Raw genomic sequence first — 26588 nt, 5'->3', positions numbered from 1 at the left:
CACGGTCGGAGTGTAGCTCAGCCTGGTAGAGCACTGTCTTCGGGAGGCAGGGGCCGGAGGTTCGAATCCTCTCACTCCGACCATTTTCAAACAGCTTGTGATCCGGTTCTTGCCGGAAAGAACGCGTCGCCAAGGCGATGGTGGTGGCTTTTCGCGGGCTTTGGCCGTTGCCATGCCTTGTGACCTGCGGGCGTCTGTGTCCTAACTCGCCCCATGGTGGGACGGATCATCGAAACCGAGGACTGCGTTGCCGAAGGGGCGGACTACCTTGCGCGGGTCGAGCCGCGCTTTGCCCATGTTCTGACGCTGACCGGCCCGTTGCCGCTGCGCCGGCGGCCCGACGGGTTTGCCGCACTCTTGTCGGCCATTGTCAGCCAGCAGGTTTCCGTTGCCGCGGCCGAGGCAATCTGGGGCCGCATGCAGGCGGCCGGGCTGACCGAGCCCGCCGCGATCCTGGCCGCCGAGGACGAGGCGATGCGCGCCTGCGGTCTGTCGCGGCAGAAGATTCGCTATGCCCGGGCGTTGGCCGCGGCCGGGATCGATTTCCCCGCCTTGCGCACCACGCCGACCGATCAGGTCGTCACCCGCCTGGTCGAGGTGCCCGGCATCGGCCGCTGGACGGCAGAGATCTACGCCATGTTCTCGTTAGGGCGGGCGGATGTGTTTGCGCCCGCGGATCTTGCGCTGCAGGAATCCGCGCGGATGCTGTTCGATCTGCCCGAACGCCCGCGGGAACGCGCGCTACGGACGATGGCAGAGGATTGGGCGCCCTGGCGGGCCGTTGCGGCGCGCGCGCTTTGGGCCTACTACCGGGTGGCCAAGGACAGGGAGGGCATCCGGTGACACGAAGCTTGCAAGCGGGCCGCGCGGGCGCGGCAAAGGGAGAGGCCGAACGGCTGGTGATTTTCCTGCATGGCTACGGGGCGAATGGCGCAGACCTGCTGGGACTGGCCGATCCCCTGGCGCCGCATATGCCCGGCACCGCCTTTCTGGCGCCTGACGCGCCCGAATCCTGCGCCGGGGCACCCTTTGGCTATCAGTGGTTCCCCGTGCCCTGGATCGATGGTTCCACCGAGGAGGCCAGCGAGGTCGGGATGCTGCGCGCAGTGGACGACCTGAATGCCTGGCTGGACGAGGTCGCCGCGGAAGAGGGGGTCGGCCCGGATCACACCATCCTTTTCGGGTTTTCCCAGGGCACGATGATGGCCCTGCATGTGGGGCCGCGGCGCAGCCCGGCCTATGCGGGGCTTGTCGGTTTTTCCGGGCGTTTGCTGCGGCCCGAGTTGCTGGAGGACGACACGGTCGAAAAGCCGCCGGTCCTGCTGGTGCATGGCGATGCCGATGACGTTGTCCCGGTGCAGGCCCTGCCAGAGGCGGGCAATGCCCTGACTGCTGCGGGGTTCGATGTCTATGCCCATGTGATGAAGGGCACCGGCCACGGAATCGCGCCGGACGGGCTGAGCGTGGCGCTGGCCTTCATGCAGGAACAACTGGGGATCGCGCGGGCAGAGTGAGGGGCGCGCCGGGCGCCATCCGCAACCTGCCCGATAACCCGACCTTGCCACCCGTCACATGCCCGTTACGCATGCGCGCTACCTACCGGGCAGGCCTACCGCATCTGCGAGGCTTGTCAGGCGGTGAACGCCATATATAGTAACTCTCAGGTCAGGGGCGGGCGCGTCCCGCTTCGGGTCCAGGGACGGACAGACGGGGCGGAGGCGGAGTCTCTTGATGGATGGCGATTTCAGAACCTCATTCGTGCGTGAGCCGGCAGGCCTGAGGGACCATCCGGCCCTTGTGCTGAATGCAGATTACCGCCCGCTTTCCTACTACCCATTATCCCTGTGGCCCTGGCAAGAGGCGGTGAAGGCGGCCTTTCTGGACAGGGTGGATATCGTGGCGGAATACGACCATGTGGTGCGCAGCCCGTCGCGGGAAATCCGAATACCCTCGGTCGTGGTGCTGAAAGATTACGTCAAACCGCAGAAGCGCGTGGCCTTCACGCGCTTCAATCTTTTTCTGAGGGACGAATTTTCCTGCCAGTATTGTGGCGCGCGTGGGGATCTGACCTTTGATCATGTCATTCCCCGGGCCCGTGGCGGCGTCACCAGCTGGGAAAACGTTGTGGCCGCCTGTTCGCGCTGCAACCTCAAGAAGGGATCCAAGAGCCTTCGGCAGGCGGGCATGACCCTGCGCAAGATACCGCGTCAGCCCGGTGCCGAGGAATTGCGCAACACCGGGCGAAAATTCCCCCCCAACTACCTGCACGAAAGCTGGATCGACTTCCTTTACTGGGATGCCGAGCTGGAAGCCTGAGGCGCGGTTGCGCCGTGACCGGGACATGGTAGAGAATTGATAGCGCGCCCTCGGGCGACACGGGAAAGGGAGTCCCATGGTCTCACGCGTCATCCCGGTCGACACGTTTGACCTGGTGATCTTCGGCGCGACGGGCGATCTGGCCACGCGCAAGATCCTGCCCGCGCTTTACCGCCGCGATCTGGCGGGCCAACTGGCCGAGGGCGCGCGGATCATCGGCGCGGCGCGGACGGAGTTCACCGACGACACCTGGCGGGCAGAGGTGCGCAGCGTCCTGGACGAGACCCTGCCGGCCGATCTGCGCGACACGGTGGCGCTGGACCGGTTCCTTGGCCGTTTGGGCTATGTGCCGATCGATGTGCGGGGCGAGGCGGGGTGGCCCGAACTGGCGGCCCGCATGCGCGCGGACGTGGTCCAGGCCTATTACTTCTCGGTCGGGCCCAGCCTGTTCGGCGACCTGGCGCAACGGCTGCACGTCCATGGCATGAACACGGCGGAGTGCCGGATCGTGGTGGAAAAGCCTTTCGGCCACGATCTGGAAACCGCCCGCGCCCTGAATGCCACGCTGGCGGCCCATTTCGACGAGCATCAGATTTATCGGATCGACCATTACCTGGGCAAGGAAACGGTCCAGAACCTGATGGCCATCCGCTTCGGCAACATGCTGTTTGAGCCGCTTTGGAACGCGCAATACGTCGATCACATCCAGATCACCGTGGCCGAAACCGTGGGCGTCGCCGGGCGCGGCGGCTATTACGACAAGTCGGGCGCGATGCGCGACATGGTGCAGAACCACATGATGCAATTGCTGTGCCTGATCGCGATGGAACCGCCCTACGCGTTCGAGCCGGACGCCGTGCGCGACGAAAAGCTGAAGGTGATCCGCGCGCTGGACCCGGTGCAGCCGGCCGACATCGTGCGCGGGCAATACGCCGCCGGGAATGGCCATGCCAGTTACCTGGACGATGCCGAGAACCCCGCCAGCCGCACCGAAAGTTTCATCGCGCTCAAGGCGCATGTGTCATCCTGGCGGTGGAAGGGCACGCCCTTCTACCTGCGCACGGGCAAGCGGATGCGCGCGCGGACCTCGGAAATCGCGATCACCTTCAAGGATCCGCCGCACTCCATCTTCGGTGCCCAGGAGGGGCAGAAATCCAACGTGCTGGCGATCCGCCTGCAACCGAACGAGGGCATCAAGCTGAAGGTCACGATCAAGGAGCCGGGACCGGGCGGCATGCGCCTGGTCGAGGTGCCGCTGGACATGTCCTTTGCCGAGGCCCTGGGAACATCTGACCGCGACATCGCGGACGCTTATGAACGGCTCATCATGGATGTGATAAGGGGGAACCAGACGCTGTTCATGCGCGGCGACGAGGTCGAGGCAGCTTGGGCCTGGACCGACCCGATCATCGCCGCGTGGGAGTCGCGCGAAGAAGTGCCGCAATCCTATGACCCGGGCAGTTCGGGGCCAGAGGATGCGCTGATGCTGATGCATCGCGATGGGCGGCGCTGGCGGGAGGTGAAACCGTGAAGCTGATCGAATACGCCGATACTGAAATGATGATGATCGACCTGGCCAATACTCTGGCCGGAGAGATCAACGCCGCCCTGACCCATGAGGACCGCGTCAGCGTCGCGCTGCCCGGCGGGCGCACGCCGGGGCCGCTTTATGACGATCTGTGCGGCACCTCGCTGGATTGGGACCGCGTGCGCATCCTGCCTACGGACGAACGGCTGGTCGGGCCTGACCATCCCCGCTCGAACGAGGGGATGTTGCGCGCGCGGCTGTTGACCGGGGCCGCCGCGCAGGCGCGGTTCGTGGGGCTGCGGCCCGGTGCCGACGGCATGGCGGGGTTGGCCGACCGGGTGGCCCGTGCGCTGCCGCTGAACGTGCTGGTGCTGGGGATGGGCGAGGACATGCACACCGCCTCGCTGTTTCCGGGCGCGCCAGAGCTGGAGTCCGCGCTTGCCCCCGATGCGCCCCCGGTAATGCAGATCACGCCGCCGGATCAGCCCGAGCCGCGGATTACCCTGACCGCGCCGGTGCTGCGGGCAGCGCTTTCCACGCATATCCTGATTACCGGTGCGGCCAAGCGGGCCGCGCTGGAGCGGGCCGCGGCATTGGCCGATCCGCAGCGCGCGCCGATCGCGCTGGTGCTGAAGGGCGCGACGGTTCACTGGACGGAGGAGGAATGATGCAGGATCTTTGGGACGCGCTCGATGCGCAGGCGCAATCGGTCAAAGGCCGTCCTCTGGCGGCGCTGTTCGCGGATCCGGCGCGGGCGCCCGCGTTTTCTGTCCGCGCAGAGGGCATGCTGTTCGATTATTCAAAGACCAATATCGACGCGGACACCCGCGCCCTGCTGATCCGCCTGACTGAGGCCGCAGGGCTGGCCGAGTGCCGCGAGGCGATGTTCACCGGTGCCAGGATCAACGAAACCGAGGGGCGCGCCGTGCTGCATACCGCGCTGCGCAATCCCGGCGGATCGGTCACGGTGGACGGGGCCGACGTGATGCCGGGAGTGCGTGAAACGCTGGCCCGCATGCGCGCCTTTGCCGATGAGGTGCGCAGCGGTGCCTATCCGGGGCAGGGGGGGGCGATCACCGATGTCGTCAATATCGGGATCGGCGGCTCGGACCTGGGGCCGGCGATGGCGGTACTGGCGCTGGCGCCCTACCATGATGGGCCGCGTGTGCATTTCGTATCCAACGTGGACGGCGCACATATCGCGGACACGCTGAAGGGGCTGAACCCGGAAACCACGCTGGTCATCGTCGCCTCGAAAACCTTCACGACGATCGAGACCATGACCAACGCGGCAACCGCCCGCGCCTGGATGGCAGAGCGGGTGCAAGACCCGGGCGATCAGTTCGCGGCGTTATCCTCGGCGCTGGACAAGACGGCGGATTTTGGCATCGATCCCGGGCGCGTCTTCGGGTTCGAGGATTGGGTCGGCGGACGATACTCGATGTGGGGGCCGATCGGGCTGTCGCTGATGATTGCCATCGGGCCGGATCGGTTCGACGATTTCCTGGCCGGGGGGGCGGCCATGGACGCCCATTTCCGGGCCGCGCCGGCGGCGGAAAACATGCCCGTTCTGCTGGCGCTGGTGGGGATCTGGCACGCGCAGGTGCTGGGCCATGCGACCCGTGCGGTGCTGCCCTACGATCAGCGGCTGGCGCGGTTGCCCGCCTACCTGCAACAGCTTGAGATGGAGAGTAACGGCAAGGGCGTGACCATGGACGGCACGCCGCCCCTGCGCCCCACCGGCCCGGTCGTCTGGGGGGAGCCTGGAACCAACGGTCAGCACGCGTTCTATCAGTTGATCCACCAGGGGACGCAGGTGGTGCCCTGCGAATTCATGGTTGCCGCGCAGGGGCATGAACCCGATCTGGCGCATCATCACCGCCTTTTGCTGGCCAATGCGCTGGCGCAGTCCAAGGCGCTGATGCGCGGCCGGTCCCTGGACGAGGCGCGCGAGATCGCCGCCGACGCGGGATTCACCGGCGCGGAGCTGGAACGGCAGGCCCGCCATCGGGTCTTTCCGGGGAACCGGCCGTCCACCACGCTGATCTATCCGCAACTGACGCCGCGCATCTTGGGCCAGATCATCGCGCTGTACGAACATCGCGTGTTCGTCGAAGGCGTGATCCTGGGGATCAATTCCTACGATCAGTGGGGTGTGGAACTGGGCAAGGAACTGGCCAAATCGGTCGAACCCCTGCTGTCGGGCGATGGTGTGGCTGCGGATATCGACGGCTCTACCGCCCAGTTGCTGGGCTTCGTGCGCAGCGCGCAGGCAGGCTAGGGGGCCGTCGGCCCGTTCGCCCGGTCGCGGTAATGGCGCAGGACGTAAAGGCGGATCGCAGAGGCCAGACCGCTTTCCATCCCGCGTGCCGCATCGATTTCCGCGGCCAGCGCGTTCAGCGGTTTGCCCTCCTGTCGCGCGATCTCGCGGAAGGCGTCCCAGAACTCATCCTCAAGGGAAACGCTGGTGCGGTGCCCGCGCAGGGTCAGTGAATGCTTGACCGGCCGCCCGCTCATTCCGGGGTGCGCTCGTGGCCGTCCAGATGCGCGCGCGCGCGGGCGGCGTCTGCCTCTTCCCGCGCGCGCTGCTGTTTCGTGCGGCCGTGTTTGGCGGCGTTGGCGTCGGCCTCGGCGCGCTTGGCATCGCGCGCCCTGGCCTTGCGCGCCTGGCGCAGGTTGACCACGCCGCCGGACATCAGTCCTTGGGACCGATCATCTGTTCGGGGCGCACAACCCGCTCAAAGGTTTCCGCATCCACGAAGCCGAGCGCGATGGCCTCTTCCTTCAGCGTGGTGCCGTTCTTGTGCGCGGTCTTGGCGACCTTGGTGGCGTTGTCATAGCCGATTTCGGGGGCCAGCGCGGTTACCAGCATCAGGCTTTCGGTCATCAGCTTTTCGATGCGCGGGCCGTTGGCCTGGATGCCGTTCAGCATCCGCTGGGTAAAGCTGTCGGCCGCATCGCCCAGCAGCTGGATCGACTGCAACAGGTTATAGGCCATCATCGGGTTGTAGACGTTCAACTCGAAATGGCCCTGGCTGCCTGCGAACTTGATGGCGGCGTCGTTGCCCATCACATGGGCGGCAACTTGCGTCATCGCCTCGGCCTGGGTGGGGTTCACCTTGCCCGGCATGATCGAACTGCCCGGCTCGTTCTCCGGCAGGATCAACTCGCCCAGGCCCGAGCGGGGGCCGCTGCCCAGAAAGCGGATGTCGTTGGCGATCTTGTAGCACGACCCTGCCACCGTGGCCAAAGCGCCGGACATGAACACCATCGCGTCATGGGCGGCCAGCGCCTCGAACTTGTTGGGGGCGGTGACGAAGGGCAGGCCGGTGATGCGGGCCATGTTGGCGGCGACCGTTTCGCCCCAGCCTTTCTTGGTGTTCAGCCCGGTGCCGACGGCGGTGCCGCCCTGGGCTAGCTCGTAGATGCCGGGCAGGGCGGCGTTCACCCGTTCGATGCCCTGGCGGATCTGGTGGGCGTAGCCGGAGAATTCCTGCCCCAGGGTCAGCGGCGTTGCGTCCTGGGTGTGGGTGCGGCCGATCTTGATGATGTCCTTGAACTCTTCGGACTTGGCCTCGAGCCCGGCCAGCAGCGCCTCAAGCCCCGGCAGCAGGACATCGCGCACGCTCATCGCGGTGGCGATATGCATCGCGGTGGGGAAGGTGTCGTTCGAGGACTGCCCCATGTTGCAGTGATCGTTCGGGTGCACCGGGTCCTTGGAGCCGATCGTGCCGCCCAGGATTTCGATCGCGCGGTTGGCGATCACCTCGTTGGCGTTCATGTTGGACTGGGTGCCCGATCCGGTCTGCCAGACGACCAGCGGGAAGTTGTCGTCGAACTGGCCCGCCACGACCTCGGAGGCCGCTTGCACGATGGCCTTGCCGCGGGTTTCATCCAGGTTCCCAAGCGCCATGTTGGCCTCGGCGCAGGCCTGCTTGATGACGCCGAGCGCGCGCACGATGGCGACGGGCTGCTTTTCCCAGCCGATGGGAAAATTCATCAGGCTTCGCTGGGTCTGGGCGCCCCAATACTTGTCTGCGGGCACCTCCAGCGGGCCGAAGCTGTCGGTCTCGGTGCGGGTGGCGGTCATCGGTGTCCCTCTCTGCTGTCTTGGCGCGGGACAGCTATACTGGGGCGGTCGCGCGTTGACAATCGCGCCCGCCTTGGCGGCGCGTCGTGGTCTGCCGGGTTGTCCGGTTCTATTTGCGGAACTGGTCCAGGCTGACGACCTCGGCCTTGGCGGCGCCCGGCGCATCCTCGGCGGCGGTGTCGTTGGGGGCGTCGTCCCGCAGCAGATCGTCGGTTTCGTCCTCGTCTTCGGCTTCCTGCGTTTCGAAACGCAGGCCGAATTCGACAGAGGGGTCCACGAAGGTTCGGATCGCGTCATAGGGAATGTACAGCGGTTCCGGGCTGTCGCCGAAATTCAGCGTGACCGAAAAGCCGTCCTCGCCGACATCGAGATTCTCGAACCAGTGCTGGATGACGACAGTCATCTCATCGGGGTAGCGGTCGCGCAGCCAATCGGCGACGCCGACATCGGGATCGGTCGTGTCGAAGGTGATGAAGAAATGGTGCTCACCCGGCAGGCCGTTTTCGGCCACGTTCGAGAGCACCTTTCGAATCAGGCTGCGCATGGCAGCGTGCATCAACTTGCCGTAATCGATCTGGTGCGACATGCGGTGGGAACCCCATCATAGAGCTTGGGCACAGCATAGGGGATTCGGAGATCAGGGGAAGGGGGGGCAGCCAAATTCCCGCGCCGCCCGCCGATTGCCGAACGGGCCAACCGATCCGGGCGCGTGGGTCAGGCAATCTTCTGTCCCGTCATGCCGAGGGCGAGGGATTGCTCTGGCAGCAGGCCCATCTGCTCGAAAAAGGTGAGGAAATCGAAATTGTTGTAGGCCTCGGCGATCCGGCCATCCTGGAACCGGGCCATCAGCTGGCCGGTGACGCGGATCGGCTGGCCGGTATCGGCGCGGATCGCCTCGGTCTCGATCAACGCGGCCAGCCAGTCGCCGGCCTCCACCGTCTTGACGATCCGGAAGTGGGGGGCAGCGACCAGATGCATCAGCGCCATGACAAAGACGCGGATATCCTTGGGGCCGACCTGGGCGTCGGCCATCAGCCCCTGTGCCCGCGTGCTGTCGGTGAACAGCGTTTCGACGGCGTCCAGCTCCCCTTGCAGGTAGACCCGGCGATACCAGTCCTCCAGTTGTTGTGTACGGTTCATCCTGGACCCCAATCCTGTTTGCAGGATCGTTGTCACGGAAAACCGTTCACGTTCGGTAAAGGGGAAAGTGCAGGTTTCTGTTGCCAGGTACCTGCGAACCCCGCCTGCCCTTGCTAGAGGAACAGGACTTCAAGTTTTCGGTTTGGTTACCGCATTACGCAGCAACGGCCACCGGAGCACGGTTGTCATTGGCAACTATCATGCTTGCACCGATAACGGTGGTCGCTCACCGGGCGAAGGCTAACCCCTTTAGACGTCCGTCGATCCTGTTTCGGCCCCATGATCCCGCCAATGAGGGAGCTTGGTGGAGCCGCCGGGTACCGCCCCCGGGTCCGATCCGCTTATTACGGGCGCGTTTATCGCCATAGCCCCGAGGGGCATTCCAAAGGTAGGCATTGTCGCGCCGGGGTTCAAGCCCGATCAGGGCGCGTGGCGGCGGCGGTCAGCGGATGCTGGACCGATCACCGTCAAATCGGTATGATCTTGTCAGCAACGCGTCCGCAAGAGGCGCATCGAGCAGGTACATCATGGGTATTAGCACCTACAACATCAGTGAGGTCACTGGTGCAGTCGGCAGCGGCGTCGAGGATGTCGGGACGTGGACCTTCACGCTCGACCTGGCCGATCCGGGCGCGACGACGGTCAGCGGCGATTTCAACGTTGTCCGATACGACGATCCCAGCGACGACCGGGGCGAGGCTGCGGACGGCTACAGCTTTTCCGCGCTGAACCAGCCGGATTTCGGCACCTTGTCCTGGGATGCCGAGACCGGCGAATTCACCTTTACGGTCGACCGGGCGGCGGTCCTGGCGACGGGCAGCAACCAGACCGTCAGCTTCACCGTTGTCGGTTATGACGGCTACGATGACGATGACGATCAGGTTGTCATCAACATCCTTATTTGCGTTGCGCGCGGCACGCTGGTCGAGACCGAGGCGGGCCCCGTTCCGGTCGAGGCCCTGGAGTTGGGCGGCCGGGTGTGCACCCTGGACGGCCCCGCCGTACCGATCCGCTGGATCGGACGGCGCCGCCTTGGCCCGGCCGAGTTGCAAGAGGCCCCGGACCTGCGCCCTATCCGCATCGGGGCAGGGACGCTTGGCGATGGTCTGCCCCGGCGCGATCTGCTGGTCTCGCCGCAGCACCGGGTCTGGTTGCGCGACTGGCGGGCCGAATTGCTGTTCGGCGAGCCCGAGGTTCTGGTGCCGGCCAAGAGCCTGCTCAACGACCGCGATATCCTTGTGGAGACCACGGCAAGCGAGGTCGAGTATTTCCACCTTCTTTTCGACCGGCATGAGCTGATCTTTACCGAGGGTGCGCCGACCGAGAGTTTCCACCCCGGCCCCTACGCGATGCGGGAATTCGACTGTGCCACCCGTGATGAGCTGATCCGGCTGTTCCCTGAACTGGCCTTGGGAACGGCCGCCTTCGACGCGGTGCGCCCCAGCCTGAAACCCTGGGAAGGGCAGTTGCTGGACTGCAGCTTCTTCGCCGATCTGAACCGCGCGTCATGAGTGGGCTGACCGACAGCACCGGCACGCCGCTGCCCCGGCTCGAACAGCCGTCGCCCAACCTGTTGCGCGCCTATGGCGACATGCTGTTCCTGACGTTCCGCAGCAGCCGCCATGCGGCGTTGCCGGTGGCGGGCCTGCGGACCTTTCTGGAACCGCCCCTGACCCTGGGTCAGTTCCGCATCTTCCGCTTTGACGATGTGCCCAGGGGCATGATCACCTGGGCCTGGATGACGCCCGAGGCCGAGCGGCGCCTGATCACGGGCGAGGTTCTGCGCCCCGAGGACTGGCACGGGGGCGACAGGCTGTGGATCGTCGAAATGGTGGCCCCTTATCGCGGTCTTGCCGCCAGCATGGTGCGCTGGCTGATGGTGCCGGGCCATTTCACCGATCGGTCCTTCCTGTTTCGCCGGGTCGGCGATGACAACCGCACCCGGCGCATCGTTCACATCGATTTCCAGGCGGACCGCCTGTCGCGCGTCATGACCGAGGCCCAGTTCTTTGCCGCGGCAGACGACGATCTGCCCGCCGGGCGGCCGCCCGGCTGAGGGGACTCGCCATCGCTGATTGTCTCTGCCAAGACTCGGTCGGAGGAGAGCGGGCCGGAAAGGGCCCCCGACAGGGAGAGAGAGAATGTTCAAGGCGCTGGTGGTGGAGAAGGATGCAGAGGGCAAGACGGCGGCCGCAGTGCAGGATTTGCACGAGGATCGCCTGCCCGATGCCGAGGTCACGGTCGCGGTGGAGTATTCCACGCTGAATTACAAGGACGGTCTGTGCATCGGGCCGGGCGGCGGACTGGTGCGGGCCTATCCGCATGTGCCGGGGATCGATTTCGCCGGCACGGTTCAGGACAGCCGCGACGACCGCTACAAGCCGGGTGATCGCGTGGTGCTGACCGGCTGGCGCGTGGGAGAGGCCCACTGGGGCGGCTATTCGCAAAAGGCCCGCGTCAAGGGCGACTGGCTGGTGCCGCTGCCCGAGGGGCTGAGCACGCGGCAGGCCATGGCCGTGGGCACGGCAGGGTTGACCGCCATGCTGTCGGTGATGGCGCTGGAGGATCACTGGCTGGAACCGGGACACGGGCCGGTGCTGGTCACCGGTGCCGCGGGCGGTGTGGGGTCGGTCGCCACCGCGATCCTGGCGCATCTGGGCTATCAGGTTGCCGCGGTGACCGGGCGCCCGGAAACGGAGGATTACCTGCGTGATCTCGGCGCCACCGAGATCGTCCCGCGCGAAGAGCTGACCGAGGTGACCCGCAAGCCCCTGGAAAGCGAACGCTGGGCGGGCTGCGTGGATGCGGTGGCCGGGGCGATGTTGGGCCGTGTTCTAAAACAGATGAAATACGGCAGTTCGGTTGCGGCGGTGGGCCTGGCAGGCGGCGCCGCGATCGAGGGGGCGCTGATCACCCCCTTCATCCTGCGCGGCGTCAACCTGCTGGGCATCGACAGCGTGATGCGCCCCTATGCCGACCGCGTCCGCGCGTGGGACCGGATCGCCAGCGACCTGCCGATGGACAAGCTGGAGGCGATGGTCCAGCCCGCGCGCCTGTCCGACCTGCCGGGCCTGGGTGCGGACATCCTGAAGGGGCAGGTCAAGGGGCGGGTCGTGGTGGACGTCAACGCCTGACCGGGCAGGGGGTGTGGGCAAGCGCCCCTGGCCTACCCCTCGGCCCCGGCACAGGCCAAACAGGGCCGTGCCGGGGCGACGGTTGTTCCACTGCGCGTTCCCGGCTAGGCTGTTGCCGGGGAAACACGCGCGAAACTGAGATATTTCCCCACGAGCAACCACGCGCGCCCGGTCCCGGGCGGCTGCGGTCGCCCCTTTGGTCCGGGTGCCAGAACAGGGGAGTGCGACGTGTTCAACCATATCCTTGCCCCGGTCGATCTTGCCCATCTCGACCGGTTGAAGCGGGCGCTGGAGGTGACCGGCGATCTGGCGCGCCATTACGGGGTGCCCGTCACCTATGTCGGGGTCACGACCCCGCAGCCCGGCCCGGTGGCCCATAGCCCCGAGGAATTCACCGCCAAGCTGGCCGATTTCGCAAGCGGCGAGGCGGCGAAATACGGCCATGACGCGCGATCGAAGGCGATGATCAGCCACGATCCCGCGATCGACCTGGACCATGTCCTGCATGAGGCCCGGCAAGAGATCGGCGCCGATCTGGTGCTGATGGGCTCTCACATGCCTGCGCTGCGCGATTACCTGTGGCCGTCCCATGGCGGCAAGCTTGCGCTGCATGGCCACAGCTCTGTCTTTCTCGTGCGCGAGGACGACGGCTGATCCCGTGACAACACCGAAAACAACAACCCCGGCGCAAGCAGAGGGAAGAGTGCAACATGACCGATGAAACGACAAACCAGCAGGGTATCCCCGATCCAGAGGGGCCGGTGGAACTGATCGACACCGATTACGAAATCGGCCAGGACAACATCGAAGGCAGCGTTGGCCCCTTCGGCTTCGACATCCATAACCCGGTCTTTATGATTTCCGGGATGACGATCATGGCCTTCGTGTTCTACGCGCTGGCCCTGCCCGAACAGGCCGCGGCCATGTTCGGCTGGCTGCGGCCCTTCCTGACATCGACCTTCGACTGGTTCTTCCTGGGCGCGGCGAACATCTTCGTGGTGTTCTGCCTGATCCTGATCGTGCTGCCGCTGGGCAGCGTCCGGCTGGGCGGCGCGGACGCCACGCCCGATTACAGCTATGTCGGCTGGTTCGCGATGCTGTTTGCCGCGGGCATGGGGATCGGGCTGATGTTCTTCGGCGTGCTGGAGCCTGTCTATCACATGGCGATATCCGAGCCGCTGGGCGTGCCTTCGCCCATCGCCGAGGATGGCACGCTGATCCCCGAAAACATCGAGGCCGCGCGCCAGATGGGGCTGGCGGCCACGATCTTTCACTGGGGGCTGCACCCCTGGGCGATCTACGCGGTGGTGGCCCTGGCGCTGGCGTTGTTCACCTACAACAAGGGCCTGCCGCTGACGATCCGTTCGGCCTTCTACCCGATCTTCGGCGAGCGCATCTGGGGCTGGACGGGCCATGTCATCGACACGCTGGCGGTGTTTGCCACGCTCTTTGGGCTGGCGACCTCGCTGGGCTTTGGCGCGCAGCAGGCGAATGCCGGGCTGAACCACGTCTTTGGCGTGACCGAGTCGACCAGCGTCCAGATCATCCTGATCACGGCGATCACGGCGGTGGCGCTGGTGTCGGTTCTGCGCGGGCTGGATGGCGGCGTCAAGGTGCTGTCGGAAATCAACATGGCCGTGGCGGCGCTGCTGCTGCTCTTTGTGCTGCTGGCGGGGCCGACCCTGACCATCCTGGGCGATTTCGTCGCCGGGCTGACCACCTATGGCACGGAACTGGTCGCGCTCTCCAACCCCATCGGGCGCGAGGATACCGGCTACATGCAGGGCTGGACGGCCTTCTACTGGGCCTGGTGGATTTCCTGGTCGCCCTTTGTGGGCATGTTCATCGCGCGGGTCAGCCGCGGCCGGACGGTGCGTGAGTTCATCATCGCCGTGCTGCTGGTGCCCAGCCTGGTCTGTGTGCTGTGGATGGCCGTCTTTGGCGGGACCGCGATCGACCAGGTGCTCAGCGACCCGGCGGCCAGCGCGGTTAAGGCCGAGGTCATCGACAGCTACAACCCGCCGATGTCGCTGTTTGCGATGCTGGAGGGGCTGCCGCTGGCGGCGATCACCTCGGTCATCGGGATCGTGCTGGTGATCGTGTTCTTCGTGACTTCGTCCGACTCCGGCTCGCTGGTGATCGACACGATCACGGCCGGTGGCAAGATCGACGCGCCGGTGCCCCAGCGGGTGTTCTGGTGCACCTTTGAGGGTGCCGTGGCCATCGTGCTGCTGGTCGGCGGCGGACTGGGCGCGTTGCAGGCGGCGGTGATCTCTACCGGGTTGCCATTCACGCTGGTCCTGCTCTTGATGTGCTTTGCCATCGTGCGCGGCCTGATCAGCGAACGGCGCCTGTGACGCCTGCCGGGCCGCTAGCGCGATTGCATTGCATTTCAAGGCTTTGCATCGCCCCGGCGGCCCGGTTACGGGTTTGGATGATCGCTGTTCATTCCCGACCGGAGGTTTCATGGTTGCGTTCGATGCGGATTTTGTTCGCAACCATTTCCCCGGCTTCCGAGCCCCCGAGTTGCGCGACCGCGTCTTCTGCGAAAACGCCGGGGGCTCGCTTCCTTGCCGCTACACCGTCTGGCGGCTGAACCGCTTCTACAACCGGCACAAGGTTCAGCCCGGCGCGCCCTATCGCGCCGCGCAAGCGGCCAAGGCCGAGATGGACGAGGCGCGCAATCGTCTGTCCGCCCTGCTGGGCGTGGGCCGGGACGAGCTGCATTTCGGCCCCTCCACCACGGCCAACACCTATGTCCTGGCGCAGGCCTTTCGCGAGTGGCTGGCACCGGGGGCGGCCATCGTGGTGACGGATCAGGACCACGAGGCCAATTCAGGCCCCTGGCGCCGGCTGGCAGCCGCCGGGATAGAAATCCGCGAATGGCAGGTGGACCCCGGAACCGGACAGCTAGCCCCCGATGCGCTGGAACGGCTGTTGGACGGCCGGGTGCGGCTGGTCTGCTTTCCCCATGCCTCGAACATCCTGGGCGTGGTTAACGATGCCGCCGCGATCTGCGCGATGGTGCGCGGTGCAGGCGCGCTGAGCTGCGTGGACGGGGTGTCCTATGCGCCCCATGGCCTGCCGGACCTGCGCCGGATCGGGGCCGATATCTACCTGTTTTCCAGCTACAAGACCTTTGGCCCGCATCAGGGGCTGATGGTGGTGCGGCGCGAACTGGCGCATCGGCTGCCTAACCAGGGGCACTGCTTCAACGCGGATGATCCGCTAAAGCGGCTGGTGCCCGCCGGACCCGATCACGCCCAGATCGCCGCCTGTGCGGGGATCGCGGATTACTGGGATGCGTTTTACGATCAGCATTTCCGGGCCGGGCGCGATGCACGGGGCCGGGCCGGCAAGGTCGCCGAGATGATCCGCGCGCGGGAAACCCTTCTGGTGTCCCCGCTGCTGGATTACCTGCGCACTCGCCCCGATTTGCGTCTGTTGGGGCCGGATCGGCCCGGGCGGGGACGGTTGCCCACCGTGTCCATCGCGCTGGATGAACCCGGCGTTGCCGCCGCCGAACGGCTGGCGCACCATGGCATTCTGGCGGGGGGCGGGGATTTCTACGCGCCGCGACTGCTGTCCGCCATGGGGGTGGATCCGGGCCTGGGCGTCTTGCGGCTCAGCCTCTTGCACTACACCCTGCCGGGCGAGGTTGACCGCCTGATCGGCGCGCTAGATACCGAACTCTGAACCCGCCCGGTTTCGGGCCTCTTTGTAGGATGCGATGACAGATCATTCCCCGATCCTGTGGTGGGTCCGGCGCGACCTGCGCTTGTCGGACAACCCCGCGCTGAACGCCGCCTGCGCGTCGGGGCGGCCCGTGATCCCGGTCTGCATCCATGACGATCTGGTCGAGGGGCTGGGCGCTGCCCCGAAATGGCGGCTGGGGCTGGGGATCGAGGCGTTCGGTCAGGCATTGGCGCGCTCCGGCTCGCGGCTGATCCTGCGCCGGGGCGACGGGCTGAGCGTGCTGCGCGCGCTGGTTGCCGAAACAGGCGCGGGGGCGGTGATCTGGACGCGCGCCTACGACCCCGACAGCGTTGCGCGTGACAAGGCGGTCAAGGCGGCGCTGAAAGGCGACGGGATCGACGCGCGATCGGTGCCCGGTCACCTGTTGTTCGAGCCGTGGAGCGTCGAGACAGGGCAGGGCGGTTTCTACAAAGTCTACACGCCTTTCTGGAAAACGGTGTGCGGGCGCGAGGTGCCAGACCCCACCCCCGCCCCGGCCCGCATTTCCGCCCCTGAAACCTGGCCGGCGAGCGAGGGGCTGTCAGACTGGCGCATGGGCGCGGCGATGAACCGGGGTGCCGCGGTTGTCGCGCGCCATGTCTGCGTGGGCGAAGATGCGGCAAGGGGGCGGCTGGGCGGCTTTGTCGCCGAAAAGATCGCCGATTACGCGCAGGCCCGCGATGTTCCCTCTGCCGATGGCACCTCGCGCCTGTCGGAAAACCTGACCTATGGCGAGATTTCGCCGCGCAGTTGCTGGCATGCGGGCCGCCGCGCGATGGAAGAGGGCAAGCCGGGGGCCGAAACGTTTCTGAAGGAACTTGTCTGGCGCGAATTCGCCTATCATCTGGTCTGGCACACCCCGCACATCGTGACCGGCAACTGGCGGCAAGAGTGGGACAGTTTTCCCTGGAACACCGACGACAGCGCGCCCGAGGTTGTCGCCTGGAAACGGGGCCGCACGGGGATCGAGTTCGTCGATGCCGCCATGCGAGAGCTTTACGTCACCGGCACCATGCACAACCGGGGCCGCATGATCGTGGCCTCCTACCTGACCAAGCACCTGATGACCCATTGGCGGATCGGGCTGGACTGGTTCGCCGACACGCTGATCGACTGGGATCCGGCGGCCAATGCGATGGGGTGGCAGTGGTCGGCGGGGTCGGGGCCGGATGCCACGCCCTATTTCCGGGTGTTCAACCCGGTCACGCAACTGACGAAGTTCGATCCGAAACGGCACTATGTCGATGCCTGGATCGCTGAAGCGCGGCGCCATCCTTCGGAAACCGCGCTGTCCTATTTCGACGCGGTGCCGCGGTCCTGGGACATGTCGCCAAAGGCGGCCTATCCGGCGCCCATCGTCACGGCAGAAGAGGGGCGCAAGCGCGCGCTGGCAGCCTATGAGGCACGGACATTCTGACAGGGATTGCCGGAACCACCGGCTTTGGCAAGAATAAACGGGAAAACGAGGGAGCGGGGATGACAATCCTGACAACGACCAAGGGGCAGGCGGACCTGCCGCGCTATTTCGCGCAGGTATTCGACGTGGCCAATGGAATGGGCCACGGGCGGCTGGATTTCGTTCTGCCCGATGGCCGGCGCTTTCGCGCCGAGGGGCAGGGCCCCGGCCCCGTGGCGGAACTGGACATCCACGACGCAGAGGTGTTCGCCCGCCTGATCCGCGAGGGCGACCTGGGGTTCTGCGAGGCCTATCTGGACGGGGCATGGTCGACCCCGGACCTGATGGCCTTCATGGATCTGGTTCATGCCGACAATGACGAAATCTACGACGGTTTCCCCGGACAGGGGCTGGTGCGTGCCTACGAAAAGCTGCGCTTCTGGTTGCAGCGCAACACCAAGCGGCAGGCGAAAAAGAACATCGCCGCCCATTACGACCTGGGCAACGATTTCTACGGCCTGTGGCTGGATGACAGCATGACCTATTCCTCGGCGCTGTTCCGCACCGGGCAGGAATCGCTGGAAAAGGCGCAGGAACAGAAATACGCCTCGATGGTCGATGAAATGGGCGTAAAGCCCGGCGATCACGTCCTGGAAATCGGTTGTGGCTGGGGCGGCTTTGCCGAATATGCCGCCGGCCAGCGCGGGCTGAAGGTGACGGGCCTGACGATCAGCCGCGAACAGCATGATTACGCGGTGGACCGCATCGCCCGCGCCGGGCTGTCGGACCGGGTGGAAATCAAGCTGCAGGATTACCGGGATGAGCGCGGCCGCTACGACGGCATCGCCTCCATCGAGATGTTCGAGGCGGTGGGCGAGAAATACTGGCCCATCTATTTTGGCAAGCTGGCCGAATGCCTGAACCCGGGCGCCCATGCCACGCTGCAGATCATCACCGTGCAAGAGCGCCGCTTTGAAATTTACCGCAAGGGCGTCGATTTCATTCAGAAGTACATCTTCCCCGGCGGCATGCTGCCCAGCCCCACGGTGCTGCGCGACCAGGCCCGCTACGCCGGGCTAGAGGTGACCCGCTCTATCGAGTTTGGCGAAAGCTACAGCCAGACGCTGCGCCGCTGGCACGATACCTTCAACGCGAAATGGGACGACATCGCCGCCCTGGGGTTCGATGCGCGGTTCCGGCGCATGTGGAACATGTACCTGACCTCTTGCGCCGCCACCTTCCACAGCGGAAACTGCGACGTGACCCAGTTCACCGTGACACGGCCCACCTGACCCATGCCCACTGCCGCCAAACTTGTTGCAGCGATTGCCTTCGGGCTGGTGGCGTGGCTTGTGTCCTGGGCGCTGGTGCCCGTCTTTCCCGAGAAGGCCGACCTTGGCTACTTCTTCCACGTAAACACGGTCGCCGGTGTTCTGTGCGGCTGGCTGATCATGGGGCGGCTGGCGGGTGAGGGGCCGGTTATCGCGGTGACCTCGGGGATCCGGACGGCCGTAGTGATGGCGTTCTACGCGTTGCTGGCCCATGCCAGTTGGGAAATGCTTCAGCGCGCCCTGGACAAGCGCTATGATGGCGTGATGGAGGCGCTGGTCGGCGTCATTTCCCTGTTCGGCGAATTCGGTCTGATGCTGGTCACGGCGCCGCTGGCAATGCTGTTGCTGATCGGGGGCGGGGTTCTTTCCGCGCAGGTGACGGAACTTGCCGCGAGGCTGTGGCGCTGAGATGACGGCAGAGGCCATCTTCCTGTTCGGCACGCTGTGCCATGCGCCATTGCGCGCGCGCGTTCTGGGGCAAGAGGTGCCGTTTCAACCGGCGGAATGTGCCGATGCCAGTGCTTGCACTTGGCTCGGGGCGGCGCTGGCCATGCTGTCGCCCGGGCCTGGCGGGACGTTACAGGGGATATGCCTGCGCGACCTCCCGCCCGAGGCCGCGGCGCGGCTGGCGTATTACGCGGAAAGCCAGGGTTTGCGGGCCAGAACGCTTGAGATCTCTTGCGGGGCAGACAGGTTGCAGGCGCTGGCATTCGACGCGCCGACGGGCACAGCCCCCGGCGGGCCCTGGGACCATGCGGCCTGGACCGAACGCTGCGCCTCCCTTGCGGTGGCAGCCGTGGACGAGGTGATGCTTGGGCTGGGGATGCGCCCGGCGGCGGTCAATGCGCGTCGCCGCCGCCTGATCCTGGCGCGGGCGGCCGCGCGGCTGCGGGCGGCAGAACCGGCACCGACGACCCTGCGCCGCCCCACAACGCCCGACGATTTCGACGAGCGCCGCAGGCACCAGCCCTATGCCAACTTCTTTGCGGTCGAGGAATACGATTTCCGGCATCGCCGCTTTGACGGCAGCTGGAGCGAGGAGATGAACCGCGCGGCGTTCCTGTCGGGCGACGCGGCCACCGTGCTGCCCTATGATGCCGCACGCGACGCGGTTCTGTTGATCGAGCAGTTCCGCGTCGGCCCCTATGCCCGCGGCGACAGTGAATGCTGGTCGGTCGAGGCCATCGCCGGGCTGGTCGATCCGGGCGAAACGCCCGAACAGACCGCCCGCCGCGAGGCGGTAGAGGAGGCCGGTGTGACCCTGGGCCGGCTGCACCGGGTCTATGGCTACTATTCCTCGCCCGGGGCGAAGGCGGAGTTCCTTTATTCCTATGTGGGCGAGGCGGACCTGCACGCGGGGGCCGGTGGCTTGGGCGGGCTGGCGGCAGAGGGCGAGGATATCCGCGCCCATGTCGTGCCCTTTGATCGGGCGATGGCGCTGTTGGACAGCGGCGAGATCGCCAACGCCCCGCTGATCCTGACGTTGCTGTGGCTCGCACGGAACCGTGACCGCCTGCGTGCCGCGGCTTGAGTTCGCGCAGCCCCCGCTTTAGCACTGAAAGGGGCTAGGGAGGGCACATGCACAGGGCAGAACATCTTGCCGGCTTGATCGGGAATACGCCGCTGGTGCGGCTGAACGGCCCGTCGGACGCCACCGGCTGCGAAATCCTGGGCAAGGCCGAGTTCCTGAACCCGGGCCAGTCGATCAAGGATCGCGCGGCGCTGTGGATCATCCGCGACGCGGTGGCGCGCGGGGCGTTGCGGCCCGGCGGAACCATCGTCGAGGGCACGGCGGGCAATACCGGCATCGGCCTAGCGCTGGTGGGCGCGTCCATGGGGTTTCGTACGGTCATCGTGATCCCCGAAACCCAGAGCCGCGAGAAAAAGGACATGCTGCGCTTGGCCGGGGCCGAACTGGTAGAGTTGCCTGCAAAACCCTACCGCGACCCGAACAATTTCGTGCGCTATTCTGGACGGCTGGCCGCGCGCCTTGCCGAAACCGAACCGAACGGCGCGATCTGGGCCAACCAGTTCGACAACCTGGCCAATCGTCAGGCCCATATCGACAGCACCGGCCCTGAAATCTGGGAACAGACCGGCGGCAAGGTCGACGGGTTCATCTGCGCGGTGGGGTCGGGCGGCACGCTGGCGGGCGTGGCGCAGGCGCTGCAACCGCGCGGGGTGCGTATCGGGCTGGCCGATCCCGAGGGGGCGGCACTTTACAGCTATTACACCACGGGCGAATTGCATGCCGAGGGATCCTCGATTGCTGAGGGGATCGGGCAGGGGCGCATCACTGCCAATCTTGAGGGCTTCCGCCCGGATTTCTGCTGCCGCGTCCCAGATTCCGAGGCCCTGCCGGTGGTCTACGACCTGCTGGCGCAAGAGGGGCTGTGCCTAGGCGGATCGTCCGGCGTGAACGTGGCCGGCGCGATGCGCATGGCCTGCGACATGGGGCCTGGGCATACCATCGTCACCGTCTTGTGCGACTACGGCACCCGCTATCAGTCGCGCCTGTTCAATCCCGATTTCCTGCGCGACAAGGGGCTGCCCGTTCCGCCATGGCTTGACCGCCCCGCGCGCCGCGACCTTCCGGAGGTATTCCTGACATGACCCGCATGCTGTACGCGATCCTTCTTGGCCTGGGCCTTGTGCTGATCGGCGCGGGTCCGACCGTGACGCCCCTTTATGCGCAGCAGGCCACCACGGAAAAGGCCGCGATCGATTACGCCGAGTGGGAGGTGATCGCGACACGCGCCGAGGACGTGCTGGCCGCCGGGCGGGCCTCCAGCGGCGCGCTGGAGCAGTTGCGCAGCCAACTGACCGACTGGCGCGCCAGCTTCCTTGAGGCGCAGGGCACGAATGCCGCCCGCATCAAGACGATCCGGGACCAGATTTCAGCGCTTGGCCCCCCACCCGAGGAAGGCGCCACCGAACCTGAAGAGATCGCCGCCCGCCGTGTCGAGCTGCAAACCCAGCTGGCCGAGTTGCAGGCCCCCGGCGTGCGCGCCGTCGAGGCCCACAGCCGCGCAGATGGCCTGATCCGTGAGATCGACAATATCATCCGCGAACGTCAGGCCGACGCACTGCTGAACCTGGGGCCGTCGCCGTTGAACCCCGCCCACTGGCCCACGGGGCTGCGTTCGTTTCAAGAAACGTTCGGCGAAATCGGGCGCGAGGTTGGCGACAACCTGCGCAATCCCTCGGCCCGGGCGACGATCCGCGAGGATCTGCCCGCCACGTTGTTCTACCTCTTGGTGGCGCTGGTGCTGCTGGGCCGCGGTCGGCGCTGGATGCAGGCCCTGTCTGTGCGCGCCGCGACACGTGCCCCGGCCGGGGCCGGCAAGGTCTATGGCGCGCTGGTATCGCTGGGCCAGATCGTGCTGCCGCTTGCGGGCGTCTATGCCCTGGCCGCCGCGCTGCAAAGCTCTGGCCTGCTGGGGCTACGCGGCGATCGGATCGTGCAAATCCTGCCGCAGCTGGGCCTGACCGTTCTGGCCGCGATGTGGCTGGGCGGGCGCGTCTTTGCCGATACGGGGATAAGCCACACGATCCTGCAGCTGCCCACCGAACGCCAGCGCGAGGGGCGGATCAATTCCGGTGTCATCGGGCTGATCCTGGCGCTGGCGGTGCTGTTGCAAGAGCTGTCCGAGTTCGAGGGCTACAGTGATGCGACGCGGGCGGTGCTGGCCTTTCCGCTGTTGGTGACGGCAGGTCTGATGCTGTCGCGCATGGGCCAGTTGCTGGATGCCCATGTCAGGGGGAGCGACCCCTCCGACGCCGAAGAGCGCCCCTATCGGGTGCGGGTCATGCGCCTGCTGGGGCGTGTGGCCATGGCGGTCGGTCTCGGCGGCCCACTGCTGGCGGCGGTGGGCTATAACGAGGCGGCATCCTTCTTCGTCTACCCCTCGATCCTGACGCTTGCGCTGCTGGGTTTCTTCCTGGTGCTGCAACGTTTCATCACGGATGCCTACGCCTATGCGCTCGGCCGCGGAAAAACCACCGAGGACAACGCCGCCGATGCCCTGATCCCGGTCTTGTTGGGGCTGGTGCTGGCCGTGCTTGCCTTGCCCGTGCTGGCGTTGATCTGGGGCGCGCGCGTCGCCGACCTGACCGAGCTTTGGTCCAAGTTCACCGCTGGCTTTACACTGGGGGAAACGCAGATCTCGCCGGTCGATTTCCTGACCTTCGCTATCGTGTTTGCCATTGGCTACACCGTCACCCGGCTGATCCAGGGCACCCTGCGCACGACCGTCCTGCCCAAGACCCGGATCGATCCCGGCGGGCAGACGGCGCTGGTGTCCGGTGTGGGCTATGTCGGGATTTTCCTGGCGGCCGTGATCTCGGTCACGACTGCGGGCATCGACCTCAGTTCCCTGGCGATCGTTGCAGGCGCGCTTTCGGTCGGTATCGGCTTTGGCCTGCAAACCATCGTATCGAACTTCGTCTCGGGCATCATCCTGTTGATCGAACGGCCGGTCAGCCAGGGCGACTGGATCGAGGTCGGCGGCGTGATGGGGATCGTGCAGGACATCTCTGTCCGGTCGACGCGCATTCAGACCTTCGACAAGACCGATGTAATCGTGCCCAATGCGGACCTTGTGTCCGGCATGGTGACGAACTGGACCCGGCAGAACCTGACCGGGCGGCTGATCCTGACCGTGGGCGTTGCCTATGGCACCGATACAAGGCTGGTCGAAAAGATCCTGCAAGAGATCGGCGAAAGCCACCCGCTGGTGATGATCAACCCTGCGCCCATGGTGGTCTTTCAGGGCTTCGGGGCGGATTCGCTGGATTTCGAATTGCGGGTGATCCTGCGCGACATCAACTACGGGCTGGGCGTGCGCACGGAACTGAACCACCAGATCGCCGAACGCTTCGCCAAGGAGGGTATCGAGATCCCGTTTGCGCAGCGGGACATCTGGGTGCGCAACCCCGAGGCGCTGGCCGTGCCGCCCTCACCGCTGACCGAGGATAACAGCGACGGAAAGGCCCCCGCATGACGACACCGCTGTTTCGTGCGGACGCATACCTGCGCGCCGCGCCCGCCCGCGTCACCGGCCATACGGATCAGGGCGGCGTGGTTCTTGATGCCTCGATCTTCTACCCTACGGGGGGCGGGCAGCCCGGCGATTGCGGCCTGCTGGAATGGAACGGCGGCGAGATGGAGGTTACCACCACCGTCAAGGGCGAGGGCGACGAGATCGTCCTGGTTCCGCCCGCGGGCGCGCCGCTGCCCCCCGTCGGTTGCGAAGTCATGCAGCACCTGGACTGGGACCGCCGCCATGCGCACATGCGGATGCATACCGCGCTGCACCTGCTGTCCGTCGTCCTGCCGCTGCCCGTGACCGGCGGATCCATCGGGGCCGACAAGGGGCGCCTGGATTTCGACATGCCCGAGGCACCGGCGGACAAGGCTGGGCTGGAGGATGCGCTGAACGCCCTGATCGCCCGCGATCTGCCCGTGACCGACGACTGGATCACCGACGCGGCGCTGGCCGCGAATCCGGGTCTGGTCAAGACGATGTCGGTCAAGCCGCCGATGGGCTCGGGCCGGGTGCGGCTGGTGCGGATCGGGCAGGGGGCCGATCAGGTCGATCTGCAGCCCTGCGGCGGAACCCATGTCGCCCATACGGCAGAGATCGGTGCGGTGCGCCTGGGCAAGATCGAGAAGAAGGGAAAACAGAACCGGCGCGTCTATCTGCACCTCGCGGACAGCCGTTGAGGCGGCAGCCGGATGGCGCGTTTTCGTGCCATGATGTCCGGCCGCTGCCAAACCCTGATAGACCGCGCACATTCTGACGAAGTTGCCCTTGCAAAAGGTCGCGCGGTGCCGTTAAACCAACCGCCACGGAGAGGTGGCCGAGTGGTCGAAGGCGCACGCCTGGAACGCGTGTAGGCGGGAAACCGTCTCCAGGGTTCGAATCCCTGTCTCTCCGCCAATTGCCCTGTTTTCATTGATGAATCCGGCGAATCCTCTGCCTCAGGCAAAACTGATACATGACCGTCAGCGATTCCGGGGGCTGTCACTTAGGGACTATTGGATGTGAGCGGTTTCCGCCCGTGCTGGTATCAGCCTGCCTGGCAGCGAGGCGGATTGGCCAGTTGGTCTTGTGGGTTGAATGTGCAGATGGTGCCCCCAGAGAGACTCGAACTCCCGACCCTCTGATTACAAATCAGATGCTCTACCAGCTGAGCTATAGGGGCGCGGGTTCGATCTAGCTGCGCTAGGCGGTTCGTGCAAGGGCTGTCAGCGATTGGCCCGGGCCAGAAAGCCGACAGCGACCAGCCCGACCGCGCTGACCAGCAGGGCCGCGGGGGCCGCGTCGCCGAGGTTTTCAAGGCTGGCCTGTTCGTAGACCCGCGTTGAAAGCGTGTTGAAGTTGAACGGCCGCAGCAGCAGCGTTGCAGGCAGCTCCTTGACGCAATCGACAAAGACCAGCAGCAGCGCCGTCCCGACAGAGCCGCGGATCAGCGGCAGGTAGACCTCGGCCAGCGTGCCGCGCGCCGTGCGCCCCAGCGAGCGGGCGGCCATCGGCAGGCTGGGCGCGATCCGCCCCATTGCTGCGTCCGCCGCCCCCTGTGCGATGGCAAAGAACCGTACGCCATAGGCATAGATGATGGCGAAGGCAGAGCCGGTGAGGACCAGACCGATATCGATGCCCAGCAGCCGCTCTACCCCGTCGGCCAGGGCGTTGTCGGCGGCGGCCATCGGGATCAGGATGCCCACGCCTAGAACGGCGCCGGGCGCGGCGTAGCCAATCGTTGTCACCGGCAGCAGCAGGCGGGGCAGGGCGCGTCCGCTGAGCCGCACGCCATAGACCAGGAACAGCCCGGCCGTCACCGTGCCCAGGGCGGCCAGCCCGCCGACCGTCAGCGTGTTGCCAAGCGCGCTCAGCAGGCCGGGGGCGGCCCAGGCCTCGGGGTTGGCAAGGGCGTGATGCGCGATGACACCGACCGGCAGAACGAACCCCACCGCCACCGGCAGTGCGCAGGCGATCGTCGCGGCCCAGGCCGCCGCCCCGCTCAGGCGGGCGGGCACCAGCGGGCGGTGGTGGCGCCCGAGGTTATGAAAGCGAAGGTTGCGGCGGCTGGTCTTTTCCAATGTGACCAAGACCAGGATCAATGCCAGGATCAGCGTGGCGATCTGCGCCGCGCCCCCGGCATTGCCGCTTTCCAGCCAGACGCTGAAGATGCCAGTGGTCAGCGTCTGGACGGCGAAGTAATCGACAACGCCGAAATCGTTGACCGTTTCCATCATCACCAGTGCCGCGCCGGCGGCGATGGCGGGGCGGGCCAGCGGCAGGCCGACGCGGGCGAACAGGGCGAAGGGCCCGGCGCCCAGGGCGCGGGCCACCTCATAGGCGCCGCCGGATTGCTCGCGAAAGGCGGCGCGCGACAGCAGGTAGACATAGGGGTAAAGGGCCGCGGCCAGCACCACGACCGCCGCCCCGCGCGAGCGGATTTCGGGGAACCAGTAGTCGCGGGCGCTGTCCCAGCCGAAAAGCGCGCGCAGGCCGCTTTGGACGGGGCCGGCATATTCCAGGAAATCGACCAGCGCATACGCCCCCACATAGGCCGGGATGGCCAGGGGCATCAGCAACAGCCATTCCAGCCAGCGCGCGCCGGGAAACCTGTAGACAGAGACCAGCCAGGCCGCCCCGGTGCCCACCGCCGCGGCCAGCAGCGCGGTGCCAGCCATCAACACGCCGGTATTGCCCAGATAGCGGGGCAGGGTGGTGGCGATCAGGTGCGGCCAGATATTGTCTTCGGGCGTCAGGGCCATCCACAGGACCGACCCGATCGGCATCAGGACCAGCGCCGCGATCAGGACCGCCCCCAGGGACCAGGGATCGGGGCGCGACAGGCGCGGAAACCGTGCGGGGGCGCTTGCCTGAGTGATTTCATCAGCCATAAG

At 66.2% G+C, this 26588-nt stretch carries 25 protein-coding genes, 3 tRNA genes and 1 other RNA gene; 21 read left to right on the top strand and 8 right to left on the bottom strand.

Features of this window, described 5'->3' with window-relative positions; all coding sequences use genetic code 11:
- Nucleotides 1-6 precede the first annotated feature (6 nt).
- The 7 genes from EV656_RS08625 (at nucleotide 7) to pgi (ending at nucleotide 6125) form a co-directional block, all read left to right on the top strand.
- Nucleotides 7-83: transfer RNA gene (locus EV656_RS08625), tRNA-Pro, on the top strand.
- A 130-nt stretch (nucleotides 84-213) separates the two neighbouring features.
- Nucleotides 214-843, top strand: coding sequence for a DNA-3-methyladenine glycosylase family protein (locus tag EV656_RS08620; protein ID WP_132602323.1), 630 nt, complete (start codon nucleotides 214-216; stop codon nucleotides 841-843).
- Nucleotides 840-1514, top strand: coding sequence for an alpha/beta hydrolase (locus EV656_RS08615; RefSeq protein ID WP_132602320.1), 675 nt, complete (start codon nucleotides 840-842; stop codon nucleotides 1512-1514). Before EV656_RS08620 ends, EV656_RS08615 begins: the two co-directional genes overlap by 4 nt.
- 217 nt (nucleotides 1515-1731) lie before the next feature.
- Nucleotides 1732-2316: an HNH endonuclease gene (locus EV656_RS08610; protein WP_132602317.1), complete on the top strand. Its 585-nt coding sequence runs from the start codon at nucleotides 1732-1734 to the stop codon at nucleotides 2314-2316.
- 76 nt (nucleotides 2317-2392) lie between these two features.
- A complete protein-coding gene (zwf, locus tag EV656_RS08605; RefSeq protein ID WP_132602314.1) occupies nucleotides 2393-3847 on the top strand; it encodes a glucose-6-phosphate dehydrogenase in 1455 nt (484 codons plus the stop codon).
- On the top strand, nucleotides 3844-4512 hold the full coding sequence (gene pgl / locus EV656_RS08600; RefSeq protein ID WP_132602311.1) for a 6-phosphogluconolactonase: 669 nt from the start codon (nucleotides 3844-3846) through the stop codon (nucleotides 4510-4512). The genes zwf and pgl overlap by 4 nt, the downstream gene beginning before the upstream one ends.
- A complete protein-coding gene (gene pgi / locus EV656_RS08595) occupies nucleotides 4512-6125 on the top strand; it encodes a glucose-6-phosphate isomerase (RefSeq protein ID WP_132602511.1) in 1614 nt (537 codons plus the stop codon). Before pgl ends, pgi begins: the two co-directional genes overlap by 1 nt.
- Here the strand turns inward: pgi and EV656_RS08590 are convergent.
- The 6 genes from EV656_RS08590 to ssrA all read right to left on the bottom strand — a co-directional run bounded on the left by EV656_RS08590 (nucleotide 6122) and on the right by ssrA (nucleotide 9492).
- On the bottom strand, nucleotides 6122-6361 hold the full coding sequence (locus EV656_RS08590) for a ribbon-helix-helix domain-containing protein (protein ID WP_132602308.1): 240 nt from the start codon (nucleotides 6359-6361) through the stop codon (nucleotides 6122-6124). The genes pgi and EV656_RS08590 overlap by 4 nt on opposite strands.
- On the bottom strand, nucleotides 6358-6540 hold the full coding sequence (locus tag EV656_RS08585; protein WP_132602305.1) for a DUF4169 family protein: 183 nt from the start codon (nucleotides 6538-6540) through the stop codon (nucleotides 6358-6360). The genes EV656_RS08590 and EV656_RS08585 overlap by 4 nt, the downstream gene beginning before the upstream one ends.
- Nucleotides 6540-7934 (bottom strand): class II fumarate hydratase, encoded by a 1395-nt coding sequence (fumC, locus tag EV656_RS08580; protein ID WP_132602302.1) that lies wholly within the window; start codon nucleotides 7932-7934, stop codon nucleotides 6540-6542. Before fumC ends, EV656_RS08585 begins: the two co-directional genes overlap by 1 nt.
- A 109-nt stretch (nucleotides 7935-8043) precedes the next feature.
- Nucleotides 8044-8520, bottom strand: coding sequence for an SspB family protein (locus EV656_RS08575; protein WP_132602299.1), 477 nt, complete (start codon nucleotides 8518-8520; stop codon nucleotides 8044-8046).
- A gap of 128 nt (nucleotides 8521-8648) precedes the next feature.
- A complete protein-coding gene (locus EV656_RS08570) occupies nucleotides 8649-9074 on the bottom strand; it encodes an ester cyclase (protein ID WP_132602296.1) in 426 nt (141 codons plus the stop codon).
- A gap of 66 nt (nucleotides 9075-9140) precedes the next feature.
- Nucleotides 9141-9492, bottom strand: a transfer-messenger RNA (tmRNA) gene (gene ssrA / locus EV656_RS08565).
- 109 nt (nucleotides 9493-9601) lie between these two features.
- Between ssrA and EV656_RS08560 the strand changes: the two genes are divergently transcribed.
- From EV656_RS08560 to EV656_RS08495, 14 genes are all read left to right on the top strand, one after another.
- A complete protein-coding gene (locus EV656_RS08560) occupies nucleotides 9602-10585 on the top strand; it encodes a Hint domain-containing protein (RefSeq protein WP_165918970.1) in 984 nt (327 codons plus the stop codon).
- Nucleotides 10582-11130, top strand: a complete 549-nt coding sequence (locus tag EV656_RS08555) for a toxin-activating lysine-acyltransferase (RefSeq protein WP_132602290.1) — start codon at nucleotides 10582-10584, stop codon at nucleotides 11128-11130. Before EV656_RS08560 ends, EV656_RS08555 begins: the two co-directional genes overlap by 4 nt.
- Before the next feature lie 85 nt (nucleotides 11131-11215).
- Nucleotides 11216-12208, top strand: coding sequence for an acryloyl-CoA reductase (acuI, locus tag EV656_RS08550; protein ID WP_132602287.1), 993 nt, complete (start codon nucleotides 11216-11218; stop codon nucleotides 12206-12208).
- A gap of 228 nt (nucleotides 12209-12436) precedes the next feature.
- Nucleotides 12437-12862: a universal stress protein gene (locus tag EV656_RS08545; RefSeq protein WP_132602284.1), complete on the top strand. Its 426-nt coding sequence runs from the start codon at nucleotides 12437-12439 to the stop codon at nucleotides 12860-12862.
- A 56-nt stretch (nucleotides 12863-12918) separates the two neighbouring features.
- On the top strand, nucleotides 12919-14565 hold the full coding sequence (locus EV656_RS08540; protein WP_132602281.1) for a BCCT family transporter: 1647 nt from the start codon (nucleotides 12919-12921) through the stop codon (nucleotides 14563-14565).
- A gap of 109 nt (nucleotides 14566-14674) precedes the next feature.
- Nucleotides 14675-15904: an aminotransferase class V-fold PLP-dependent enzyme gene (locus EV656_RS08535; RefSeq protein WP_132602278.1), complete on the top strand. Its 1230-nt coding sequence runs from the start codon at nucleotides 14675-14677 to the stop codon at nucleotides 15902-15904.
- Between the two features lie 34 nt (nucleotides 15905-15938).
- A complete protein-coding gene (locus EV656_RS08530; RefSeq protein ID WP_132602275.1) occupies nucleotides 15939-17360 on the top strand; it encodes a cryptochrome/photolyase family protein in 1422 nt (473 codons plus the stop codon).
- A 59-nt stretch (nucleotides 17361-17419) separates the two neighbouring features.
- Nucleotides 17420-18631: an SAM-dependent methyltransferase gene (locus EV656_RS08525; RefSeq protein ID WP_132602272.1), complete on the top strand. Its 1212-nt coding sequence runs from the start codon at nucleotides 17420-17422 to the stop codon at nucleotides 18629-18631.
- Between the two features lie 3 nt (nucleotides 18632-18634).
- Entirely contained in the window at nucleotides 18635-19078 is a 444-nt protein-coding gene (locus EV656_RS08520) for a TrgA family protein (protein ID WP_132602269.1), read from the top strand.
- A 1-nt stretch (nucleotide 19079) separates the two neighbouring features.
- Nucleotides 19080-20201, top strand: a complete 1122-nt coding sequence (locus EV656_RS08515; RefSeq protein ID WP_132602266.1) for an NUDIX domain-containing protein — start codon at nucleotides 19080-19082, stop codon at nucleotides 20199-20201.
- Between the two features lie 47 nt (nucleotides 20202-20248).
- Entirely contained in the window at nucleotides 20249-21283 is a 1035-nt protein-coding gene (locus EV656_RS08510) for a cysteine synthase A (protein ID WP_132602263.1), read from the top strand.
- A complete protein-coding gene (locus tag EV656_RS08505) occupies nucleotides 21280-23673 on the top strand; it encodes a DUF3772 domain-containing protein (RefSeq protein WP_132602260.1) in 2394 nt (797 codons plus the stop codon). The genes EV656_RS08510 and EV656_RS08505 overlap by 4 nt, the downstream gene beginning before the upstream one ends.
- Complete coding sequence (locus EV656_RS08500) at nucleotides 23670-24395, top strand: alanyl-tRNA editing protein (RefSeq protein WP_132602258.1); 726 nt, start codon at nucleotides 23670-23672, stop codon at nucleotides 24393-24395. Before EV656_RS08505 ends, EV656_RS08500 begins: the two co-directional genes overlap by 4 nt.
- Nucleotides 24396-24522: 127 nt before the next feature.
- Nucleotides 24523-24612, top strand: a tRNA-Ser gene (locus EV656_RS08495).
- A 189-nt stretch (nucleotides 24613-24801) separates the two neighbouring features.
- Here EV656_RS08495 and EV656_RS08490 read toward each other — a convergent pair.
- Together EV656_RS08490 and EV656_RS08485 are read right to left on the bottom strand one after the other, a co-directional pair.
- A tRNA-Thr gene (locus EV656_RS08490) sits at nucleotides 24802-24877 on the bottom strand.
- Nucleotides 24878-24920: 43 nt separating this feature from the next.
- The gene (locus EV656_RS08485; RefSeq protein WP_132602255.1) at nucleotides 24921-26585 is read right to left on the bottom strand and encodes an ABC transporter permease; all 1665 of its coding nucleotides are present in this window, start codon (nucleotides 26583-26585) and stop codon (nucleotides 24921-24923) included.
- Between the last annotated feature and the right edge of the window lie 3 nt (nucleotides 26586-26588).

It is taken from the genome of Rhodovulum adriaticum, from assembly GCF_004345735.1.
Taxonomy (GTDB): domain Bacteria; phylum Pseudomonadota; class Alphaproteobacteria; order Rhodobacterales; family Rhodobacteraceae; genus Rhodovulum; species Rhodovulum adriaticum.
The sequence above is the reverse complement of the archived record's forward strand: the minus strand, read 5'-3'. Positions and strand labels throughout refer to the sequence as shown.